Genomic DNA, 16,236 nt, shown 5'->3' on the forward strand with positions numbered 1-16,236 from the left:
CGGTCGGCTTGCGGGGCGGGCGGGCTCGCAGAGGTGCGAGATCGGGCGGCTGCGGGACAAGCGATCCTGGAGAGGCGCGAGATCGGCGGCTTGCGGGACAAGCGATTCAGCAGAGGTGCGAGGGTTGGCGGTCTGTGGTGCGGACGTCTTGGCACGGACCGCGAGGTCAGTCGGCTTGCGGGTGGGCGGGCCGGCAGGAGTGCGAGAGCGACCGGCTTGCGAGGTGGGCGGGCCAGCAGAGGCGTGAGAGTCAGTGGGACTGGCGGGCAGGGACGCGAGATCAGTCGACCGGCGTTGGTGGGAGACGGGGTCGGGTGGCGTGCGTTGCCCGTTTGGTGCGTGCTCACGGCGCGGCTTCGCCGACCCGGCACACGCCTCCTGCGTCGGCATGCACCGAACCGATGTTCTGCGGTCACCTTGCGAATGTGGCTGCGGCACCTGGGTGAGCTGCGGGGCGGAGCCACCGGCTGCGTACGCGGGTGCCAGGTGCGGGTTGAGACCGAGAACTTCCGGGCTGGGTACTAGCTGTTGACGACGGCCGCGATCAGGTCCGCCGCCAGATCCCCCTTCTGCACCACCAGCACGTCCTCCAGCCCCAGCCACTCGGCCATGTGCTGCAGCTCCCCGGCCAGCTCGAACGCCACTCGCGACCGGTCCACCCCGGGTTCCGCCCACGCCGACTGCACGCGCAGCACGCCGGCGGCGCGGTCTGCCTTCAGGTCCACGCGCCCGACCAGTTGGCCGTCCAGCAGGAACGGGAAGACGTAGTAGCCGTGCACGCGCTTGGGTTCCGGCACGTAGATCTCGATGCGGTAGCGGAAGCCGAAGATGCGTTCGGTGCGGGCGCGTTCCCAGATCAGCGGGTCGAACGGGCAGAGCAGGGCCCGGCCCAGCACGCGGCGGGGTGCTGAGGCGGCGACGTGGCGGTAGCCGGTGCCTCGCCAGCCCTCCACGGCCACCGGTTCCAGCACGCCCTCCTCGACCAGGGCGGCGACGGCGGACTGGGAGCGCTTGGGGTCCAGGCGGTAGTAGTCGCGCAGGTCCGGCTCGGTGGCCACGCCCAGGGCCACCGCGGAGCGCTGGACCAGTTCGCGGGCGCCGGAGTCGGCGTCCCACTTCTGGGCCAGCACGTCGGCCGGGATGACGCGTTCGGTCAGGTCGTAGAGTCGTTCGAATGAGCGGCGGGTGCCGGTGGTCAGGATGCCGACGCCGAACAGGACCTCGCAGATCCGCTTGACCTCCGACCAGTCCCACCACGGGCCCTTCGCGCGGCCCTGGTCGCCCATCAGGGCCTTCTCCAGGGTGCCGGCGCCGATCGGGCCGAGCTCCTTCACGGCGGCCAGGACGTCGTCCACCAGCTGGGGTGAGCGGTCGAGGATCGTCTGGTAGTTCTGCCACCAGCCGCGCTTCTTGGCTCCCGAGTGGAACAGCGGCCAGTCGAACACCGGCACGAGCGACGCCTCGTGCGCCCACGTCTCCACGAGCATGCGGGGTTTGCGGGACGAGTGCGTCCACGCGGCTTCGTCCAGCAGCGACGGTGCGTAGGAGCCCAGGCGCGAGAACAGCGGCATGTAGTGCGCGCGCACGGCCACGTTCACCGAGTCGATCTGCAGCAGCTGCACGCGGGACAGGACGCGTTGCAGGTGCCTGCGGGTGGCCGCGGCCGGCCTCAGGTCGGTGAAACCCTGGGCGCCCAGGGCGATTCGACGGGCCACGTCCGCACTCATCGTCTGCACGGGAGCGATGCTGCCACGCACCCCTGACAATTCCGCGACGTGGCGTCAGTAAGGTGCGCTCATGGCCGACGCCGGCGTGCACCTCGCCACCGCTGCTGACCTTTCGGAGATCGTCCGCATCCACCGGGAGACGTGGCGGCTCGCCTACGCCGAGCTGCTCCCCGGGGACGTGCTCGACGCGCTCGACACCGACGAGGCCTGGTCGCTGGCCGTCGGGCAGGGCGCCGTGCTCAAGGCGACCGAGGGGGAGTGGACGGTCGGGTTCGTCGTGGCCGGCAAGGCTCCCGACGACGAGGTGGCCGACGCGGACGGAACGCTCCCCGCGGACGCGGCCACCACGGCGCTCGTCAGCGTTCTCGTCGAGCCGCGGTGGGGGCGGCGCGGGCACGGCACGCGGCTCGTCGCCGAGGTCGCGCGGAAGCTCCGGGAGTCCGGCGCGACCAAGGGCATCGCGTGGGTGCCGGAGGCGGACAAGGCCTCGCGGAACTTCTACGAACGACTGGGCTGGACGGGTGACGGCACGGTGCGCACTTTGGACGCAGGCGGGCGTCCGTTGCGCGAAATCCGGGTGTCCGGCGATCTGACCGTCCGGCTCGACCCGTGAGATGTGTGTAGCCTCGGCCGGGTGCTCGCCTTGGTTGGCCTCACCTTCGGGGTCGCTCTCGGCTCGGCGATAGTCCCCTTGATCAGCATCGAGATGTTCGTGCTGGGACTCTGCGCGCGCTGGCCGGACACGTCGTTCTGGATCGTCGGCCTCTCGGTCGCGGTCGGCCAGGTGCTGGGCAAGCTGCTGTACTTCTACGCCGCGCGCGGCGACATCCACCTGCCGAAGTTCCTGCGCCGCAAGCCCCGTGACAAGCCGTCGAAACTCGACCGCTGGTTCGGCCCCGGCACGCGGATGCACCGGTGGGGCGAGTGGATCCACGTCAAGTGCCGGGCGCACCCGAACTGGATGGCCGGCACGCACGGGGTGAGCGCGCTGGTCGGGGTGCCGCCGTTCATGGCGACGAGCGTCCTGGCCGGGCTCGCGGGCATGTCCACGACCATGTTCATCGCCACCGGCATGGTGGGGCGCTTCGCGAGGTTCAGCATCCTCGCGGCCTCGCCAGCCATCGTGATGGCCTGGCTCTAGAGCCCTAGTAGTTGAAGAACGCCGCGATCGTCACGGAGAAGGCGATCAACGCCGCGGCCACGGCCACTCGCACCGACTCAAGCACGGCCCCGAAGATATCGATTTCGGTCCGGCGAAAACCAGGCGCAAACGGGTGAGAGCCGGATGATCTGGCTCTCACCCGTTGATCTACGCCCGATCATTCGAGGACGAGCACCCCGTCCGGCAGGCCGGGCAGGTCGTACGAGTGCCACATCGGCCGCCAGTCCGGCAGCTCCAGCATCCGGCGCAGGTCCGCGAAGCCGGACAGCCAGCCCATCCACGGGCCGTAGGGCGGGTCCGCCGGGTCGAAGCCGCTCTGCACGAACGTCAGCCGCGTCTTGCCCTCGGAGCCCTTGAGCTCCCACGACGACACCAGGCTGCCGCCGGGGAGCTCCAGCGCGAAGTGCTCCTCGTCCAGCGCGAGGACCTTCCCGGGGTTCGGCTCGTCGGCCAGCGGGCCCATCGACCACCGGCCGCCGACGTGCGGCTCGATCTCCATCCGGGCGCCGAACCAGCGCGCGAACACGTCGGGATCGGTCAGCGCGTCGATGATCGCGGCGGGAGGTGCCGCGATGTCGAACCCGAACCGCTGCTCGGGCGAGGTGAAGTCGCAGAGGCCGAGCACCGGGCGGCCCTCGACGAGCTCGACGAGGTTGCCGAGCACCAGCGGCCAGAACGTCTGGAGGACCTCGTCGCGGTCCTCACCCTGGCCCCAGGTCGGGTACGGGGACTGCGTCGCGGCGATCAACGTCTCGCCGTCGCGTTCCTCGACGCTCAGCTCGACCGTGTACTCGGTGCCGAACAACAACCACGAGAAGCGCACCGAAGAAGAAGTCGCCTCCAACAGCTTCTGTCGGCCACGCTCGCCCTCGGGTGTGTAGCGGCCCCAGAACTCGTACTCACCGCCCTCCAGGTCCACGTGGGCGTGCTCGGCCAGCCACGTACGCAGGTCGTCGGCGTCGGTGAGCGCCCGAAAGATGCGGGCGGGGCTGGCGGACGTGCGAACTCGGACGGTTCCAGTGCTCATCGGTTGTCTCCCTTGGGGTAGCAGGCGAGCGCGATGCGGAACGCATCCCCTTCCGCGCCGCCATATCTGGTGAACAGGTCCTGCAGCGTGTTCTGCAGCTCGGCCAGGAACTCCGCGCGCTCCTCGGGCCGCACCCGGATCTCCCCGGACACGCCCACGGACGGCAGCTCGCTCGAACGGTCCAGGGCCGCCACGTCGACCTGGATCTGCTCCGCGAGGTCGACGAGGTGGCCGAGCACCAGCTCGTCCCGCGAGCCGAGCCGGCCCACGAGCCGCGGCGACAGCCAGTACGACCGCGCCACGGCCTGGTAGAGGCCCTCCTGGACGCCGCGCACCCTGCGCTCGGCGACCTGGGTGGCCAGACCGGCCTTGACCAGCTGTTTCACGTGGTAGTGCACGCGTTGCGGCGTCTGGTCGAGCACCTCGGCGACCTCGGTGCACGAACGCGGCGCGGCGAGCTGCCGCAGCACCTCCACGCGCTGCGGCTTGAGCAGGGTCTCGGCCTGCTCCATCCGGTCCAGGTAGATCACGTCTCTCATCGCAAAAAACACTTTGAACGTTCAAAACTTTTTTGTCAACACTGCTGACAAATGATGAGCTGACAGATATTGAAATCTGTCAGTCCATCGGGCAGTGTGGGAGTTACCGAAGAACGACGAAGGGATTCGAAATGCAGAAGCGTCAGCTCGGCGCCACCGGTCCGGTCGTGTCCGCCATCGGCCTGGGCTGCATGGGCATGTCCAACGCCTACGGCCCGGCCGACCGGGACGAGAGCATCGCGACGATCCACGCGGCACTCGACGCGGGCGTCACGCTGCTCGACACCGGTGACTTCTACGGGCAGGGCCACAACGAGCTGCTCGTCGCCGAGGCAGTCAAGGGCCGCCAGGACGAGGTGCAGCTCAGCGTCAAGTTCGGCGGCATGCGCGACGCCGACGGCGCGTTCCTCGGGTTCGACTCCCGGCCGATCGCGGTGGCCAACTCGCTCGCCTACTCGTTGCAGCGGCTCGGCACCGACCACGTCGACGTCTACCGGCCGGCGCGACTCGACCCGGCCGTCCCGATCGAGGACACCATCGGCGCCATCGCCGAGCAGATCGAGAAGGGCCGCGTCCGGCACATCGGCCTGAGCGAGGTCGGCGCGGAGACCATCCGCCGGGCGCACGCCGTGCACCCGATCGCCGACCTGCAGATCGAGTACGGCCTGCTGGAGCGCAACGTCGAGCGGGAGATCCTGCAGACCACCCGCGAGCTCGGCATCAGCATCACGGCGTACGGCGTGCTGTCGCGCGGCCTGATCTCGTCCACGCCGCTCACCCTCGGTGCGGGCGACTACCGCGGCTCCGCGCCCCGGTTCCAGGGCGAGAACTTCACCCGCAACCAGGACCTCGTCACCAAGCTCGCCGAGATCGCGCAGGCCAAGGGCGTCACGGTCGCGCAGCTCGCCATCGCCTGGGTCGCCTCGCGCGGTGAGGACGTGGTGCCTCTGGTCGGCACGACCAAGCGTGCGAGGCTTGAGGAGGCGGTCGGTGCCGTCGACGTGACGTTCACCGAGCGGGAGCTGGCCGAGATCGAGGCCGTCGTTCCCGTCGGGGCCGCAGCCGGCACGCGCTACGCGGCCGCGCAGATGGCGATGCTGGACAGCGAGAGGTGAGTGCAGTGGCGGAGGCGTTGACCGCGGAGGCGATCCTCGTGGCTACCGAAGAGGTGCTGCGCAGGTACGGGCCCGCCAAGGCGACGGTGGTCGACGTCGCCAAGGCGCTCGGGGTCAGCCACGGCAGCGTCTACCGCCACTTCGCGACCAAGGCCGCCCTGCGGGAGGCCGTGACCAGGCGCTGGCTCAGCGCGATCCACGAGGAGATGGCGCCCTCGTTCGGGGAGGGCGTCACCGCCGCCGAGGTGCTCAGGACCTGGCTGCAGAAGCTCTTCGACAACAAGAGGCGCTCGCACACCGACGACGTGGAGCTGTTCACGACGTTCAAGACCCTCGCCAACGAGAGCAGCGGCGTCGTGGAGGACCACGTCGCGATCCTCGTGGGGATGATCGCGAGCATCATCTCGGCGGGAGTGGAAACCCGCGAGTTCGCGGCGGACGACGTCGGCAGGACGGCGCAGGCGGTGTGGGACGCGACCCTGATGTTCCACCACCCGGCTCACGCCCGGGAGTGGGGGAATCCTCACATCCGGGACGAGTTCGACGCCGTGGTCTCACTGGTCGTCGGTGGACTGCGGTACAACCGAGTTCCGAGTGCCACAGGCGATGCTTGAGGGTCCCGGAGGTGAACGGTGCCGCCTGACGAGTGGATCGATCTGCTGGGAGCGCCAGAACGGCGTCCCGACCCGGTTGACTGGGACACGGTCAACGCACGGGTGGGAACAGCGCTCCCGGCCGACTACGTGCACCTCGTCGAGGCCTACCCACCGCTGATCGTCGGCGGTTACGTCCGCATCCTGCATCCGGCCGCGCGGGCGCCGTTCCTGAACTGGATGTCGCAGACGCCCAAGGTCCTGCGCGCGCTGCGAAGACAACCAGGCTTGCGCGTGCACCCGGAGTCGCCGGGGTTGCTGCCGTGGGGCGTGACGGTGAACAACGACCACTGCCTCTGGTACACCCGCGGCGAGCCGGACGAGTGGACCGTCGTGATCACGGACCTGCGGCAGAGCTGGTCCTACGACGGGACGTTCTCGAGCTTCATCAGGAAGTTCCTCACCGGCGAGATCCGGTGCCCGATCTTCCCGGACGACGTCCCCGGTGGCTCCAAACCGTTCCAGGAGCCCTGACCGGGGACGTCGTCCCCATCCGACCCCCCGGTCAGTTCGTGGCGGCGGTCACCAGCGCGTTGCCGCTGCCGGTGCGGCCCGTGACCGTCAGCGAGGCGGTGCCCAGCGGTTCGGCCGACACGTCGAAGTCGCTGCGGGCGGTGCCCGACGTCGACACCAGGTCGATGCGCGCGAGCGTGCCCTGGCGGACGCCGACGCGGATGTGGCCGGAGCCCGTACCGAGCTGGATCTCGCCCGCGGCGGCGTCGGCCACGGTCAGGTCACCGCTGCCGGTGCGCACCTGGACGTTGGCCTGCACGGCGCCCAGCCACACGTCGCCGGTCCCGGTGACCACCGAGCTCGTGCCGCCGATCGACGACACCTCGACGTCGCCGCCGCCGGTCTTGGCCTTCAGCGAGCCCAGCATCGTGCCGAGCCGGACGGTGCCCGCGCCCGAGCTCACCTTCGCCTCGCCGGTCGCCCGGTCCGCGGACACCGTGCCGGTGCCGGTGGTCAGGTCGAGCCTGCCGGCGCCACCCGTCACGACGACGTCGGCCGCACCGGTCCGCGACGACACGTGCGACCCGGCGGGGGCCGACACCACCACGGACAACGGCACCGCGCGCAGCGGCAGCGCCTTCGACGACTCGATGCGCAAGCGGTTGCCCAGCAGTTCCACGCGGGCCTCGCGCACGGCCTCCTCCGGGCCGGCGGCGGCCGGCGCGGACTTGTCGCCGAACTGGCCGCTGACCCAGCTCAGCACGTTGGACAGGCCCTCGGTCCACGAGTTGGCCGCGCTCGGGTCGTGCCGCACCTCGACGTGCACGCCCGGCTCGTCGGTCAGCTTCACCTGCACCCTGCCGCTGAGCAGCGAGATGTCGATCTCGGCCACCCCGGCGAACTCGAAGCTCTGCCGGCGCACCACACCCGGCTGCGCGGTCTCGGCCGGCTCGGCGGACTCCGCCGGTCCGGTCTCCTCGTTCGGTTCGGTCATCCCGCTCACCCCTGCACCCATCCGCGGACCCGCGAGCCGGAGCCCGTGTTCCCGCTCCACCCCTTGTGCCCGTGATGCTTGTGCTTGCCGTGCACCGCGCCCCCGACGGCCTGCTGGATGAACGAGTTCAGCGACACGCCCTGGGCCGCCGCGGCGGCCTCGGCCTTCGACTTGAGCTCGTTGATCATGCGCAGCGTGATGCGGCTGATGTCACCCGTGGCGTCACCGGCGCCGAACTGCGGCACCTCGTGACGCGGGGCGGGCTCCGGCTCCGGCTCGGCCGACCCGGTGACGACCACCTGGACGTCACGACCGGCCAGGCGGACGTCCACGACCTGGCCGTCCAGGGAGGCGGTGACCTCCGCGGCCAGGTCGGACAGTGCGTTCATGATTGCCAGTCGCGCGGCTGGCTCGAGCGCTGCGGACAACGCGGCGGCCGTTCGACGGGTGTTCTCATCCCCCGCAGATGCGGCCGTCGCCAGGTCCTCGCGCAGTGACGCGATGTACGGCGACAGATCCATGACACCACTATGACGTCACCTGCGACATCGTGCAACCACCACCTGACATCAGAGCTACTGTCGGGCCATGCCGAGAGTGCGTTTGGTGGCCAAGACCGAGTTCATCCCGCCGGACGACGTGCCGTGGACGACCGACGCGGACGGCGGTGCGGCGCTCGTCGAGTTCGCCGGCCGCGCGTGCTACCAGTCGTGGGACCGCTCGAACCCCATGACCAACACCAACGCGACGTTCCTGCACCACCTGCTCGACGTCGGGCACCTCGCCGCGTTCGAGCACGGCAGCGCCACGCTCTACCTGACCGAGCTGCCCCGCTCGCTCACCCACGAGCTGATCCGGCACCGGCACTTCTCGTACTCGCAGCTCTCCCAGCGCACCGACCCGACCGACGTCGTCGAGCCGGCGCTGATCGCCGAGGACCCCGAGCTGCACGCGCGGTTCGTCGCCGCCACCGAGGCCAGCCTGAAGGCGTACGAGGACCTCGTGCACAGCCTGGAGAAGTCCGTGAACGGCCGGCGCGCCCGGCAGATCGCCCGGTCCGTGCTGCCCAACGCCACCGGCACCGAGATCGTCGTGACCGGCAACTACCGCTCGTGGCGGCACTTCATCGCGATGCGCGCGACCGAGCACATCAACGTCGAGCTGCGCGAGCTCGCCGTGGCCTGTCTGCGCGAGCTGGTGAAGGCGGCGCCGAACGCGTTCGCGGACTTCGTGGTCTCGACACTCCCGGACGGCACAGAAGTTGCCTCCAGCCCGCTGGTGGTTGAAGGCTGAGGGCATGAAGCGGCTCATCGTCGACGTCCGTCCCGGCGAGTACTCGGTCACGCGCCTGGCACCGGACGCTGGAGTTCCCGCCGGGCTGCTCGACCTCGCGGACGTGCTCGTCTCGGTGACGAGGACGCCGGACGAGGTGTCGATCATCGCGCCGTCGTCGTTCGCGATCGGCGACGGCAGCGCCGAGAAGGGCTGGCGGCTGCTGACCGTGCGCGGCCCGCTGGAGTTCACGCTCACCGGCATCATGGCCGCTCTCGCGGGGGAGCTGGCCGCCGCCGGCGTCTCGCTGTTCGCGCTGTCCACTTACGACACCGACCACCTGCTCGTGAAGCAGGCCGACCTCGGGCGCGCCGTCGTGGCGTTGCGTGCCGCAGGTCACGAACTGGTTGTAGCACCGGAAGTCTAGGAACCGATCCTCCAGGTGGCGGGTCTGAAGTACCGTCAACGCCCTCGGTTCCCAGGTTGTAGGAGTGCAGGTGCACGGACAGGCAGTCGAACCGCGCGTCATCGCGGGCAGGTACGCCCTGGTGGCCGAGCTCGGCCGCGGCGGCATGGGCATCGTCTGGCGTGCCCAGGACCGGCACATCGGGCGCTATGTCGCGATCAAGGAACTGCACCTGCCGGACGGCATCGCGCACGAGGAGCGCCGCATCCTCGAGGAGCGCGCCCTGCGTGAGGCGCGCACCGCGGGCAAGCTCAACGACCCCGCCGTCGTGACGGTGTACGACGCCATCAACGAGAACGGCACCACGTACATCGTCATGGAGCTGGTCGAGGCGGCGACGCTGTCGACGTTGATCAGCACGCACGGCCCGATGCCGCCGAACCAGGTCGTGTCGATCGCGCTGCAGGCGTTGTCCGCGCTGGAGACCGCGCACCAGGCCGGGATCGTGCACCGCGACGTGAAGCCCGGCAACCTGATGGTCCGCCCGGACGGCAAGGTCAAGCTCACCGACTTCGGCATCGCCCAGGCCGTCGACGACCCGCGCCTCACGACCAGCGGCAGCCTCATCGGCTCGCCCGCGTACATGTCGCCGGAGCGCATCCACGGCCACGAGGCCGGACCCGCGTCCGACCTGTGGGCACTGGGCGCGACCCTCTGCTACGCCGTCGAGGGCTGGAGCCCGTTCGAGCGCTCCTCCACGGCCTCGACGCTGCACGCGATCATGAGCGAGACGCCGCGGCTGACCAGGGCGACCGGCGTGCTCGGCGCCGTGATCACCGGTCTGCTGATCGCCGACCCGAACGCCAGGCTGTCCGGCCCGCAGGCCCGCGCCATGCTCGGCAGCATCGGCAACCAGCCGACGCCTCCCACCGGCATCGCGCCGGTCCAGACGCAGCACTACCAGCAGCCCGCTGCGGTCAGCCCGGCGAAGAAGAAGCGCAACCGCATCATCGCCGCGGTGGCCGCGGTCGTCATCGCCGCGGCGGCGTTCACCGGCGGCATCTTCGCGCACCGGGCGTTCACCACTCCCGGCGGCAGCAGCGGCAGCCAGGCGCTGACGTACGGCGAGGGTGGCCAGATCCCGGTTTTCGGCCTGTACGAGAACACGTGCGGCCTCGGCGAGGTCGCCCCGGCCAAGCTGCTCAACTCCGACAGCCGCGAGGAGTGCGACAAGCCGCACGACTTCGAGGTGTTCGACGTGATCGACACGCTGCCCGTCGTGTCCAACTACCCCGACGCGGCCTACCCCGGCCTCGACTCGCTGACGAGCCTCGGCGTCTCCCGCTGCGAGATGACCCTGAAGTCGGAGTTCGTCAAGGACGGCGCGAAGCTCAAGCTCACCACGCTCGTCCCCGGCGAGAACGCCTGGCGCAAGGACAAGAGCGGCAACGCCGAGCGCAAGATCTGGTGCATCGCGTCGGCCGCGGACGGCAGCAAACTGGACGGCACCATCAGCGCGAAGAAGGACAACTGACAGTGAAGCGACGGATCCTGCCCGTCCTGCTCGTTCTCGGCTGCGCGGCCGCGTTGACGGCGTGCGCGAACAACGAGGACAAGTTCGTCTCCGAGCTCAAGGCCGCCGGGTTCAGCAACCCCGGCGAGCCCAGCACCGAGACCGAGAAGAAGTCCAAGAAGATCGGCAAGCGCATGGTCAAGTCCTCGGAGAAGATCATCGAGGTGATGGTCCGGGTGAAGGGCTGCGACCTCGAGATGGCCAAGGTCTCAGGGCAGTCCGGCTACTGGCTCGACGAGCTGCACGTCAACGGGCAGGAACCGGACTGGCCCGGCTACCCGGAGAACCTCAAGCGCGACCAGGTGGTCAAGCTGCTGGCCGACAGCTCGTCCAAGCCCGCGGGGTTCGCCGGCTGCTACCAGCCGAACGAGGCCTGACGCCCGGCTGTGGTGGAATGGGGTCGTGAGTCTTGCCCGTGACGAGCGCAAGGCGCTCGTCGACCTCATGACCGAGCTCGGCCCGGACGCGCCCACGTTGTGCGGCACGTGGCTGACCAAGGACCTCGCCGCGCACCTCGCGATCCGCGAACGGCGTCCCGACACGGCGCCGGGCATCGTGCTGCCCGCATTCGCGAAGTGGACGGAGAAGGTGCAGCAGGACTACGCGCACAAGGCGTGGAGCGAGCTGCTCGACCTCGTGCGCACGCCGCCGTTCTGGATCAAGCCGGTCGACGACCTCATCAACACCGTCGAGTACTTCGTGCACCACGAGGACGTGCGCCGCGCACAGACCGACTGGGAGCCACGGCCGTACGACGGTCATCGCGAGGCAGTGCTGTGGAAGGCGCTGCCGTTGACCGCGCGCATGACGTACAAGTCGTCTCCGGTGGGGGTGACGCTGGTGCGTCCCGACGGTGAGCACGTCGTCGCCAAGCAGGGCGCGAACGGTGTGGTGATCACCGGCGAGGTGCCCGAGCTCGTGATGCTCGCGTTCGGGCGTGACGAGGCCAGGGTGGAGTACAGCGGCGACGCCGACGCGGTGGCACGAGTGCGGTCGTTGAACCGAAGTGTCTGAACTCGGGTAGTTTCTGCGCATGCCTGCAAGCCCGTACGCAGCGCCGAGCCGCCCGTTCGGCCGCGTTCTCACCGCCATGGTCACGCCGTTCGACGCGCGCGGCGAGGTCGACCTCGCCCAGGCTCAGGAACTGGCGAAACACCTGGTGGACCTGGGCAACGACGGCCTGGTCGTCAACGGCACGACCGGGGAGAGCCCCACGACGACCGACCGCGAGAAGGCCGCGCTGCTCACGGCCGTCGTGGAGGCCGTGGGCGACCGGGCGACCGTGGTCGCCGGTGCGGGCACCTACGACACCGCGCACAGCATCCACCTGGTGCAGCAGGCCGAGAAGGCCGGCGCGCACGGCGTCCTCGTCGTGACGCCGTACTACTCGCGGCCGCCGCAGGAGGGCCTGCTCGCGCACTTCACCGCCGTCGCCGACGCCTCCGGGCTGCCGGTGATGCTCTACGACATCCCGCCGCGCGCGGTCGTGCCGATCGAGGTCGACACCCTGCTGCGCCTGGCAGAACACCCGCGGATCCTCGCCGTGAAGGACGCCAAGGGCGACCTGCACGCGGGCAGCCGGGTGATCGCGAGCACCGACCTCGCCTACTACTCGGGTGACGACCCGCTGAACCTGCCGTGGCTGTCCGTGGGCGCCGTCGGGTTCGTGAGCGTCATCGGCCACCTCGCCGCGGACCGCCTCCGCGACATGGCCGACGCCTTCGAGTCGGGTGACGTGGTGCGAGCGAAGGAGATCCACGAGTCGCTGCTGCCGTTGTTGCGACCCTTCCGCCGGGTTCCCGGCGTGACGTACACGAAGGCTGCGCTGCGCCTGCGCGGACTGGACGTGGGGGAACCCCGTCTGCCGCTGGTGCCGGCCGCGGCCGAGGACATCGAGGCCATCGCGGCCGAACTGGGAGTCAACGCGTGACCCAATCGACCGAACTGCCACCCGCACTGCCGGAAGGCGGCCTCCGCGTCGTCGCACTCGGCGGAATCGGCGAGGTCGGCCGCAACATGACCGTCTTCGAGCACGCCGGCCGGCTGCTCGTCGTCGACTGCGGCGTGCTCTTCCCCGAAGACGACCAGCCGGGCGTGGACCTGATCCTGCCCGACTTCCGCGCCATCGAGGACCGGCTCGACGACATCGACGCCATCGTCCTCACGCACGGCCACGAGGACCACATCGGCGCGGTCCCGTTCCTGCTGAAGCTCCGCCCCGACGTGCCGGTCGTGGGCTCCCGCTTCACGCTGGCGCTGCTCGCCGCGAAGTGCAAGGAGCACCGCCAGAACCCCCGGCTGGTGGAGGTGAAGGAGGGCGAGCGGCACCCGTTCGGGCCGTTCGACCTCGAGTTCTTCGCCGTCAACCACTCGATCCCGGACGCGCTGGCCGTGGCCATCCGCACGCCGGCCGGGCTCGTGCTCCACACCGGTGACATCAAGCTGGACCAGCTGCCGCTCGACGGCCGCCTGACCGACCTGGCCGGGTTCTCCCGCCTGGGCGACGAGGGCGTCGACCTGTTCCTGGTCGACTCGACCAACGCCGAGGTGCCCGGCTTCGTGGTGCCCGAGCGCGAGATCGGCCCCGTGCTGGAGAACGTGATCCGCAAGGCCGACCAGCGGGTCATCGTCGCGTGCTTCGCCTCGCACGTGCACCGCGTGCAGCAGGTGCTCGACGTCGCCGTGCAGTACAAGCGCAAGGTCGCGTTCGTGGGCCGCTCGATGGTGCGCAACATGGGCATCGCCTCGGACCTGGGCTTCCTGAACGTGCCCGACGGCCTGTTCGTCGACCTCGACGAGGCCATGCGGATGCACGAGGACGAGGTCCTCTTCGTGTCGACGGGGTCGCAGGGCGAGCCGCTGTCGGCGTTGTCGCGGATGGCCCGCGGCGAGCACCGGCAGATCTCGATCCGCGAGGGCGACACGGTGATCCTCGCGTCGTCGCTGATCCCCGGCAACGAGAACGCGGTCTTCAACGTTGTCAACGGCCTGGCCAAGCTCGGCGCGACCGTGGTGCACCAGGGCAACGCCAAGGTCCACGTGTCCGGCCACTCCCCGGCGGGCGAGCTGCTGTTCCTCTACAACGCCGTCCGGCCGTCGAACGTGATGCCGGTGCACGGCGAGTGGCGCCACCTGCGCGCGAACGCCGCGTTGGCCGTGGCCACCGGTGTCGCCGAGGACCACGTCGTGATCGCCGAGGACGGCGTCGTCGTCGACCTGGTGGACGGCAAGGCGGCGGTGTCCGGCCGCGTCGTGGTGGGCCACGTCTACGTCGACGGCCTGTCCGTCGGCGACGTCGGCGAGTCGACCCTGTCCGACCGCCTGGTGCTGGGCGAGGGCGGGTTCATCTCGATCTCCGTCGCCATCGACACCGCGACCGGCAGGCCGGTGTCGTCGCCGACGATCTCCGGGCGCGGGTTCTCCGACGACCCGAAGGCGCTGGACCAGGTCGTGCCGCTGGTGGAGATGGAGCTGGCGCGCACCGAGGCCGAGGGCATCACCGACACGCACCGCGTGGCGCAGGCCGTGCGCCGGGTGGTGGGGCGCTGGGTGGCGGAGACCTACCGCCGCCGGCCGATGATCGTGCCGACGGTCATCCCGGTCTGATCTTCCTCACAGGAGGCCTGCTGACACCTTCGGGTGACAGCAGGCCGTTGTCGTGATCCCGCTGTGATCTGCGCCGCCTTCGTTCGGTAAGGTTTGGTCCCAGACCATGGACGAGGGGGTTCGCCTCATGGCCGCTGACGACGTCTTCTCCCCGCCGGGCAAGGAAGACATCCTCCTACCGCCGATCTTCACCTGGCACGAGCCGTTCGGGCTGCCGTTCGACTTCTCGGTGACCAAGCCGCAGGCCCTGCTGGTCCTGTCGGTGGTGATCGTCCTGACGTTCTTCCTGGTCACCACCAGGAGCATGAAGCTGGTCCCGTCGCGCTGGCAGTTCGCCGCCGAGTCGGTCTACGACTTCGGCCGCAACACCATCGCGCGGGAGCAGATCGGCGCGAAGGAGTTCGCGCCGTACGTGCCGTTGATCGTCAGCATCTTCTGCTTCGTGCTGGTGAACAACCTCTACGGGCTGATCCCGTTCGTGCAGTTCCCGACCTTCACGCACAGCGGGTTCCCGGCGGCCGTCGCGTTGCTGGTCATCTTCCCGCTCTACCACTTCGTGGGGATCCGCAAGTTCGGGCTGAAGGGCTACCTGCGCAACCAGTTCGTCATCCCGGACGTGCCGAAGCCGGTGCTGTGGGGGCTGCTGATCCCGACCGAGGTGATCCTGAAGTTCTTCTTCGACCCGGTGAACCTCGCGATCCGGGTGTTCGCGGCGATGTTCGCGGGCCACCTGCTGATCCTGGTGTTCACGCTCGGCAGCGAGTTCCTGCTCCTCACCGCGCCGATCTACCTGAAACCGGTGTCGGTGCTGGGGTTCGCGCTCGCGATCGCGCTGTTCTTCCTGGAGGCGCTGGTGCAGGTGTTGCAGGCCTACATCTTCGCGCTGCTGTCGGCGCACTTCATCGGGCGGGCGCTGGCGGAGCAGCACTGACCCCGCCCGGCGAACCCCGGGCTGTGCCTCGGACCAGGGATGCCGAGGCACAGCCCGTTCGCCGGCCACCTACGGGCGCTGGCACACCAGGTGCAGCGACTCCTCGGGCGTCGCGCCGGGGAACGAGGGGGTGAACACCGGACGGCTCCGGCGCACCACCCGCAAGCCCACGTCACCGAGGTGGGACTCGAGGTTCTCCTCGGAGAACGACGACACCTCGATCTCCTGCCCCATCCAGGGCAGCGTCACCTGCTCGACGTCGATCGGCACGGTGGCGAGGAAGAAGTGGCCGCCCGGCCGCAGCCACGCCGAGATCTGGCCGAGGGTCCGGATGATCTCGGCCTGGGGCATCTGCAGCAACGAGAACACGGCGCAGATGACGTCCCACGACCCGGCCGGCGACTCGAAGTCGCGGACGTCGATCTTGTGGAACGTCGCGTCGGGGACCTGGTGGGCCGCGATGTCGACCATCACCGGGGAGACGTCGATGCCGGTGACCCGCATGCCCGCCTTCGCCAGCGTGCGCGCCACCGGAACGCCTGTGCCGCAACCGATGTCGAGCACGCGCGAACCGGCGGGCTGGGTGGCGGAGAACCACGCGAGGGTGCCGTGCAGCGCGGGCTGGTGCGACCACGCCCGTTGGTACTCCAGTCCGAGCGTGTCGAAGACCTCGGCCGCGTTCATCCCCGCCCCCTCATTTCGGCCCAATCCACCTGAGTGAAGTGTGGAGAACCGGTCTGCACGGCTTCTGGATGGCTTCTGGACGATTCCTGACGAT

General features: G+C 69.8%; 19 protein-coding genes. 13 read left to right on the forward strand and 6 right to left on the reverse strand.

Annotation, left to right across the window (positions count from 1 at the left end):
- Positions 1 to 521: 521 nt before the first annotated feature.
- Positions 522 to 1,727 carry a winged helix-turn-helix domain-containing protein gene (locus tag ACFWV3_RS10580; RefSeq protein WP_382411315.1) on the reverse strand — a complete coding sequence of 402 codons (1,206 nt, stop codon included), beginning with the start codon at positions 1,725 to 1,727 and terminating at the stop codon, positions 522 to 524.
- Positions 1,728 to 1,797: 70 nt separating this feature from the next.
- Here ACFWV3_RS10580 and ACFWV3_RS10585 point away from each other — a divergent pair, with 70 nt between their 5' ends.
- Both ACFWV3_RS10585 and ACFWV3_RS10590 read left to right on the forward strand, forming a co-directional pair.
- Positions 1,798 to 2,340, forward strand: coding sequence for a GNAT family N-acetyltransferase (locus ACFWV3_RS10585; protein WP_382410529.1), 543 nt, complete (start codon positions 1,798 to 1,800; stop codon positions 2,338 to 2,340).
- A 30-nt stretch (positions 2,341 to 2,370) separates the two neighbouring features.
- Positions 2,371 to 2,868 (forward strand): hypothetical protein, encoded by a 498-nt coding sequence (locus ACFWV3_RS10590; RefSeq protein WP_382411316.1) that lies wholly within the window; start codon positions 2,371 to 2,373, stop codon positions 2,866 to 2,868.
- Between the two features lie 178 nt (positions 2,869 to 3,046).
- Here ACFWV3_RS10590 and ACFWV3_RS10595 read toward each other — a convergent pair whose 3' ends face one another.
- The gene (locus ACFWV3_RS10595) at positions 3,047 to 3,916 is read right to left on the reverse strand and encodes an SRPBCC domain-containing protein (RefSeq protein ID WP_382410531.1); all 870 of its coding nucleotides are present in this window, start codon (positions 3,914 to 3,916) and stop codon (positions 3,047 to 3,049) included.
- Positions 3,913 to 4,455 (reverse strand): helix-turn-helix domain-containing protein, encoded by a 543-nt coding sequence (locus ACFWV3_RS10600; RefSeq protein ID WP_382410533.1) that lies wholly within the window; start codon positions 4,453 to 4,455, stop codon positions 3,913 to 3,915. Before ACFWV3_RS10600 ends, ACFWV3_RS10595 begins: the two co-directional genes overlap by 4 nt.
- Positions 4,456 to 4,586: 131 nt before the next feature.
- Here ACFWV3_RS10600 and ACFWV3_RS10605 point away from each other — a divergent pair, with 131 nt between their 5' ends.
- From ACFWV3_RS10605 to ACFWV3_RS10615, 3 genes are read left to right on the forward strand one after another with little or no spacing between them, the layout of a single operon-like run.
- A complete protein-coding gene (locus tag ACFWV3_RS10605; protein WP_382410535.1) occupies positions 4,587 to 5,570 on the forward strand; it encodes an aldo/keto reductase in 984 nt (327 codons plus the stop codon).
- 5 nt (positions 5,571 to 5,575) lie between these two features.
- Entirely contained in the window at positions 5,576 to 6,184 is a 609-nt protein-coding gene (locus tag ACFWV3_RS10610) for a TetR family transcriptional regulator (RefSeq protein ID WP_382410537.1), read from the forward strand.
- Positions 6,185 to 6,202: 18 nt separating this feature from the next.
- Positions 6,203 to 6,697 (forward strand): hypothetical protein, encoded by a 495-nt coding sequence (locus tag ACFWV3_RS10615; RefSeq protein ID WP_382410539.1) that lies wholly within the window; start codon positions 6,203 to 6,205, stop codon positions 6,695 to 6,697.
- A 31-nt stretch (positions 6,698 to 6,728) separates the two neighbouring features.
- On the opposite strand, the gene ACFWV3_RS10620 is transcribed toward ACFWV3_RS10615, so the two are convergent.
- Positions 6,729 to 7,670, reverse strand: coding sequence for a DUF4097 domain-containing protein (locus tag ACFWV3_RS10620; RefSeq protein ID WP_382410541.1), 942 nt, complete (start codon positions 7,668 to 7,670; stop codon positions 6,729 to 6,731).
- A 5-nt stretch (positions 7,671 to 7,675) separates the two neighbouring features.
- Positions 7,676 to 8,191 carry a toxin-antitoxin system HicB family antitoxin gene (locus ACFWV3_RS10625; protein ID WP_382410543.1) on the reverse strand — a complete coding sequence of 172 codons (516 nt, stop codon included), beginning with the start codon at positions 8,189 to 8,191 and terminating at the stop codon, positions 7,676 to 7,678.
- Positions 8,192 to 8,258: 67 nt separating this feature from the next.
- On the opposite strand from ACFWV3_RS10625, the gene thyX reads away from it, so the two are divergent.
- The 8 genes from thyX to atpB all read left to right on the forward strand — a co-directional run bounded on the left by thyX (position 8,259) and on the right by atpB (position 15,458).
- The gene (gene thyX / locus ACFWV3_RS10630; RefSeq protein WP_382410545.1) at positions 8,259 to 8,963 is read left to right on the forward strand and encodes an FAD-dependent thymidylate synthase; all 705 of its coding nucleotides are present in this window, start codon (positions 8,259 to 8,261) and stop codon (positions 8,961 to 8,963) included.
- A gap of 4 nt (positions 8,964 to 8,967) precedes the next feature.
- On the forward strand, positions 8,968 to 9,369 hold the full coding sequence (locus tag ACFWV3_RS10635) for an ACT domain-containing protein (protein WP_382410547.1): 402 nt from the start codon (positions 8,968 to 8,970) through the stop codon (positions 9,367 to 9,369).
- Positions 9,370 to 9,439: 70 nt separating this feature from the next.
- Complete coding sequence (locus ACFWV3_RS10640; RefSeq protein WP_382410549.1) at positions 9,440 to 10,882, forward strand: serine/threonine-protein kinase; 1,443 nt, start codon at positions 9,440 to 9,442, stop codon at positions 10,880 to 10,882.
- Positions 10,883 to 10,884: 2 nt separating this feature from the next.
- Positions 10,885 to 11,298, forward strand: coding sequence for a hypothetical protein (locus tag ACFWV3_RS10645; RefSeq protein ID WP_382410551.1), 414 nt, complete (start codon positions 10,885 to 10,887; stop codon positions 11,296 to 11,298).
- Between the two features lie 25 nt (positions 11,299 to 11,323).
- On the forward strand, positions 11,324 to 11,935 hold the full coding sequence (locus ACFWV3_RS10650; protein ID WP_382410553.1) for a TIGR03085 family metal-binding protein: 612 nt from the start codon (positions 11,324 to 11,326) through the stop codon (positions 11,933 to 11,935).
- Between the two features lie 19 nt (positions 11,936 to 11,954).
- A complete protein-coding gene (gene dapA / locus ACFWV3_RS10655; protein WP_382410555.1) occupies positions 11,955 to 12,851 on the forward strand; it encodes a 4-hydroxy-tetrahydrodipicolinate synthase in 897 nt (298 codons plus the stop codon).
- On the forward strand, positions 12,848 to 14,527 hold the full coding sequence (locus ACFWV3_RS10660; protein ID WP_382410557.1) for a ribonuclease J: 1,680 nt from the start codon (positions 12,848 to 12,850) through the stop codon (positions 14,525 to 14,527). Before dapA ends, ACFWV3_RS10660 begins: the two co-directional genes overlap by 4 nt.
- Before the next feature lie 127 nt (positions 14,528 to 14,654).
- Positions 14,655 to 15,458: a F0F1 ATP synthase subunit A gene (atpB, locus tag ACFWV3_RS10665; RefSeq protein ID WP_382410559.1), complete on the forward strand. Its 804-nt coding sequence runs from the start codon at positions 14,655 to 14,657 to the stop codon at positions 15,456 to 15,458.
- Positions 15,459 to 15,527: 69 nt separating this feature from the next.
- Here the strand turns inward: atpB and ACFWV3_RS10670 are convergent, their stop codons facing one another.
- Positions 15,528 to 16,142 (reverse strand): class I SAM-dependent methyltransferase, encoded by a 615-nt coding sequence (locus ACFWV3_RS10670; protein WP_382410561.1) that lies wholly within the window; start codon positions 16,140 to 16,142, stop codon positions 15,528 to 15,530.
- Positions 16,143 to 16,236: the final 94 nt, after the last annotated feature.

Source organism: Lentzea sp. NPDC059081 (assembly GCF_042738015.1).
Classification (GTDB): domain Bacteria; phylum Actinomycetota; class Actinomycetes; order Mycobacteriales; family Pseudonocardiaceae; genus Lentzea.

What these genes read in the sequence shown, in the direction of transcription:
- ACFWV3_RS10595 (WP_382410531.1), bottom strand. Translation starts at nt 3,916, where the DNA reads ATGAGCACTGGAACCGTCCGAGTTCGCACGTCCGCCAGCCCCGCCCGC.
- ACFWV3_RS10670 (WP_382410561.1), bottom strand. Translation starts at nt 16,142, where the DNA reads ATGAACGCGGCCGAGGTCTTCGACACGCTCGGACTGGAGTACCAACGG.
- ACFWV3_RS10585 (WP_382410529.1), top strand. Translation starts at nt 1,798, where the DNA reads ATGGCCGACGCCGGCGTGCACCTCGCCACCGCTGCTGACCTTTCGGAG.
- ACFWV3_RS10620 (WP_382410541.1), bottom strand. Translation starts at nt 7,670, where the DNA reads ATGACCGAACCGAACGAGGAGACCGGACCGGCGGAGTCCGCCGAGCCG.
- ACFWV3_RS10600 (WP_382410533.1), bottom strand. Translation starts at nt 4,455, where the DNA reads ATGAGAGACGTGATCTACCTGGACCGGATGGAGCAGGCCGAGACCCTG.
- ACFWV3_RS10605 (WP_382410535.1), top strand. Translation starts at nt 4,587, where the DNA reads ATGCAGAAGCGTCAGCTCGGCGCCACCGGTCCGGTCGTGTCCGCCATC.
- ACFWV3_RS10580 (WP_382411315.1), bottom strand. Translation starts at nt 1,727, where the DNA reads ATGAGTGCGGACGTGGCCCGTCGAATCGCCCTGGGCGCCCAGGGTTTC.
- dapA (WP_382410555.1), top strand. Translation starts at nt 11,955, where the DNA reads ATGCCTGCAAGCCCGTACGCAGCGCCGAGCCGCCCGTTCGGCCGCGTT.
- thyX (WP_382410545.1), top strand. Translation starts at nt 8,259, where the DNA reads ATGCCGAGAGTGCGTTTGGTGGCCAAGACCGAGTTCATCCCGCCGGAC.
- atpB (WP_382410559.1), top strand. Translation starts at nt 14,655, where the DNA reads ATGGCCGCTGACGACGTCTTCTCCCCGCCGGGCAAGGAAGACATCCTC.
- ACFWV3_RS10635 (WP_382410547.1), top strand. Translation starts at nt 8,968, where the DNA reads ATGAAGCGGCTCATCGTCGACGTCCGTCCCGGCGAGTACTCGGTCACG.
- ACFWV3_RS10625 (WP_382410543.1), bottom strand. Translation starts at nt 8,191, where the DNA reads ATGGATCTGTCGCCGTACATCGCGTCACTGCGCGAGGACCTGGCGACG.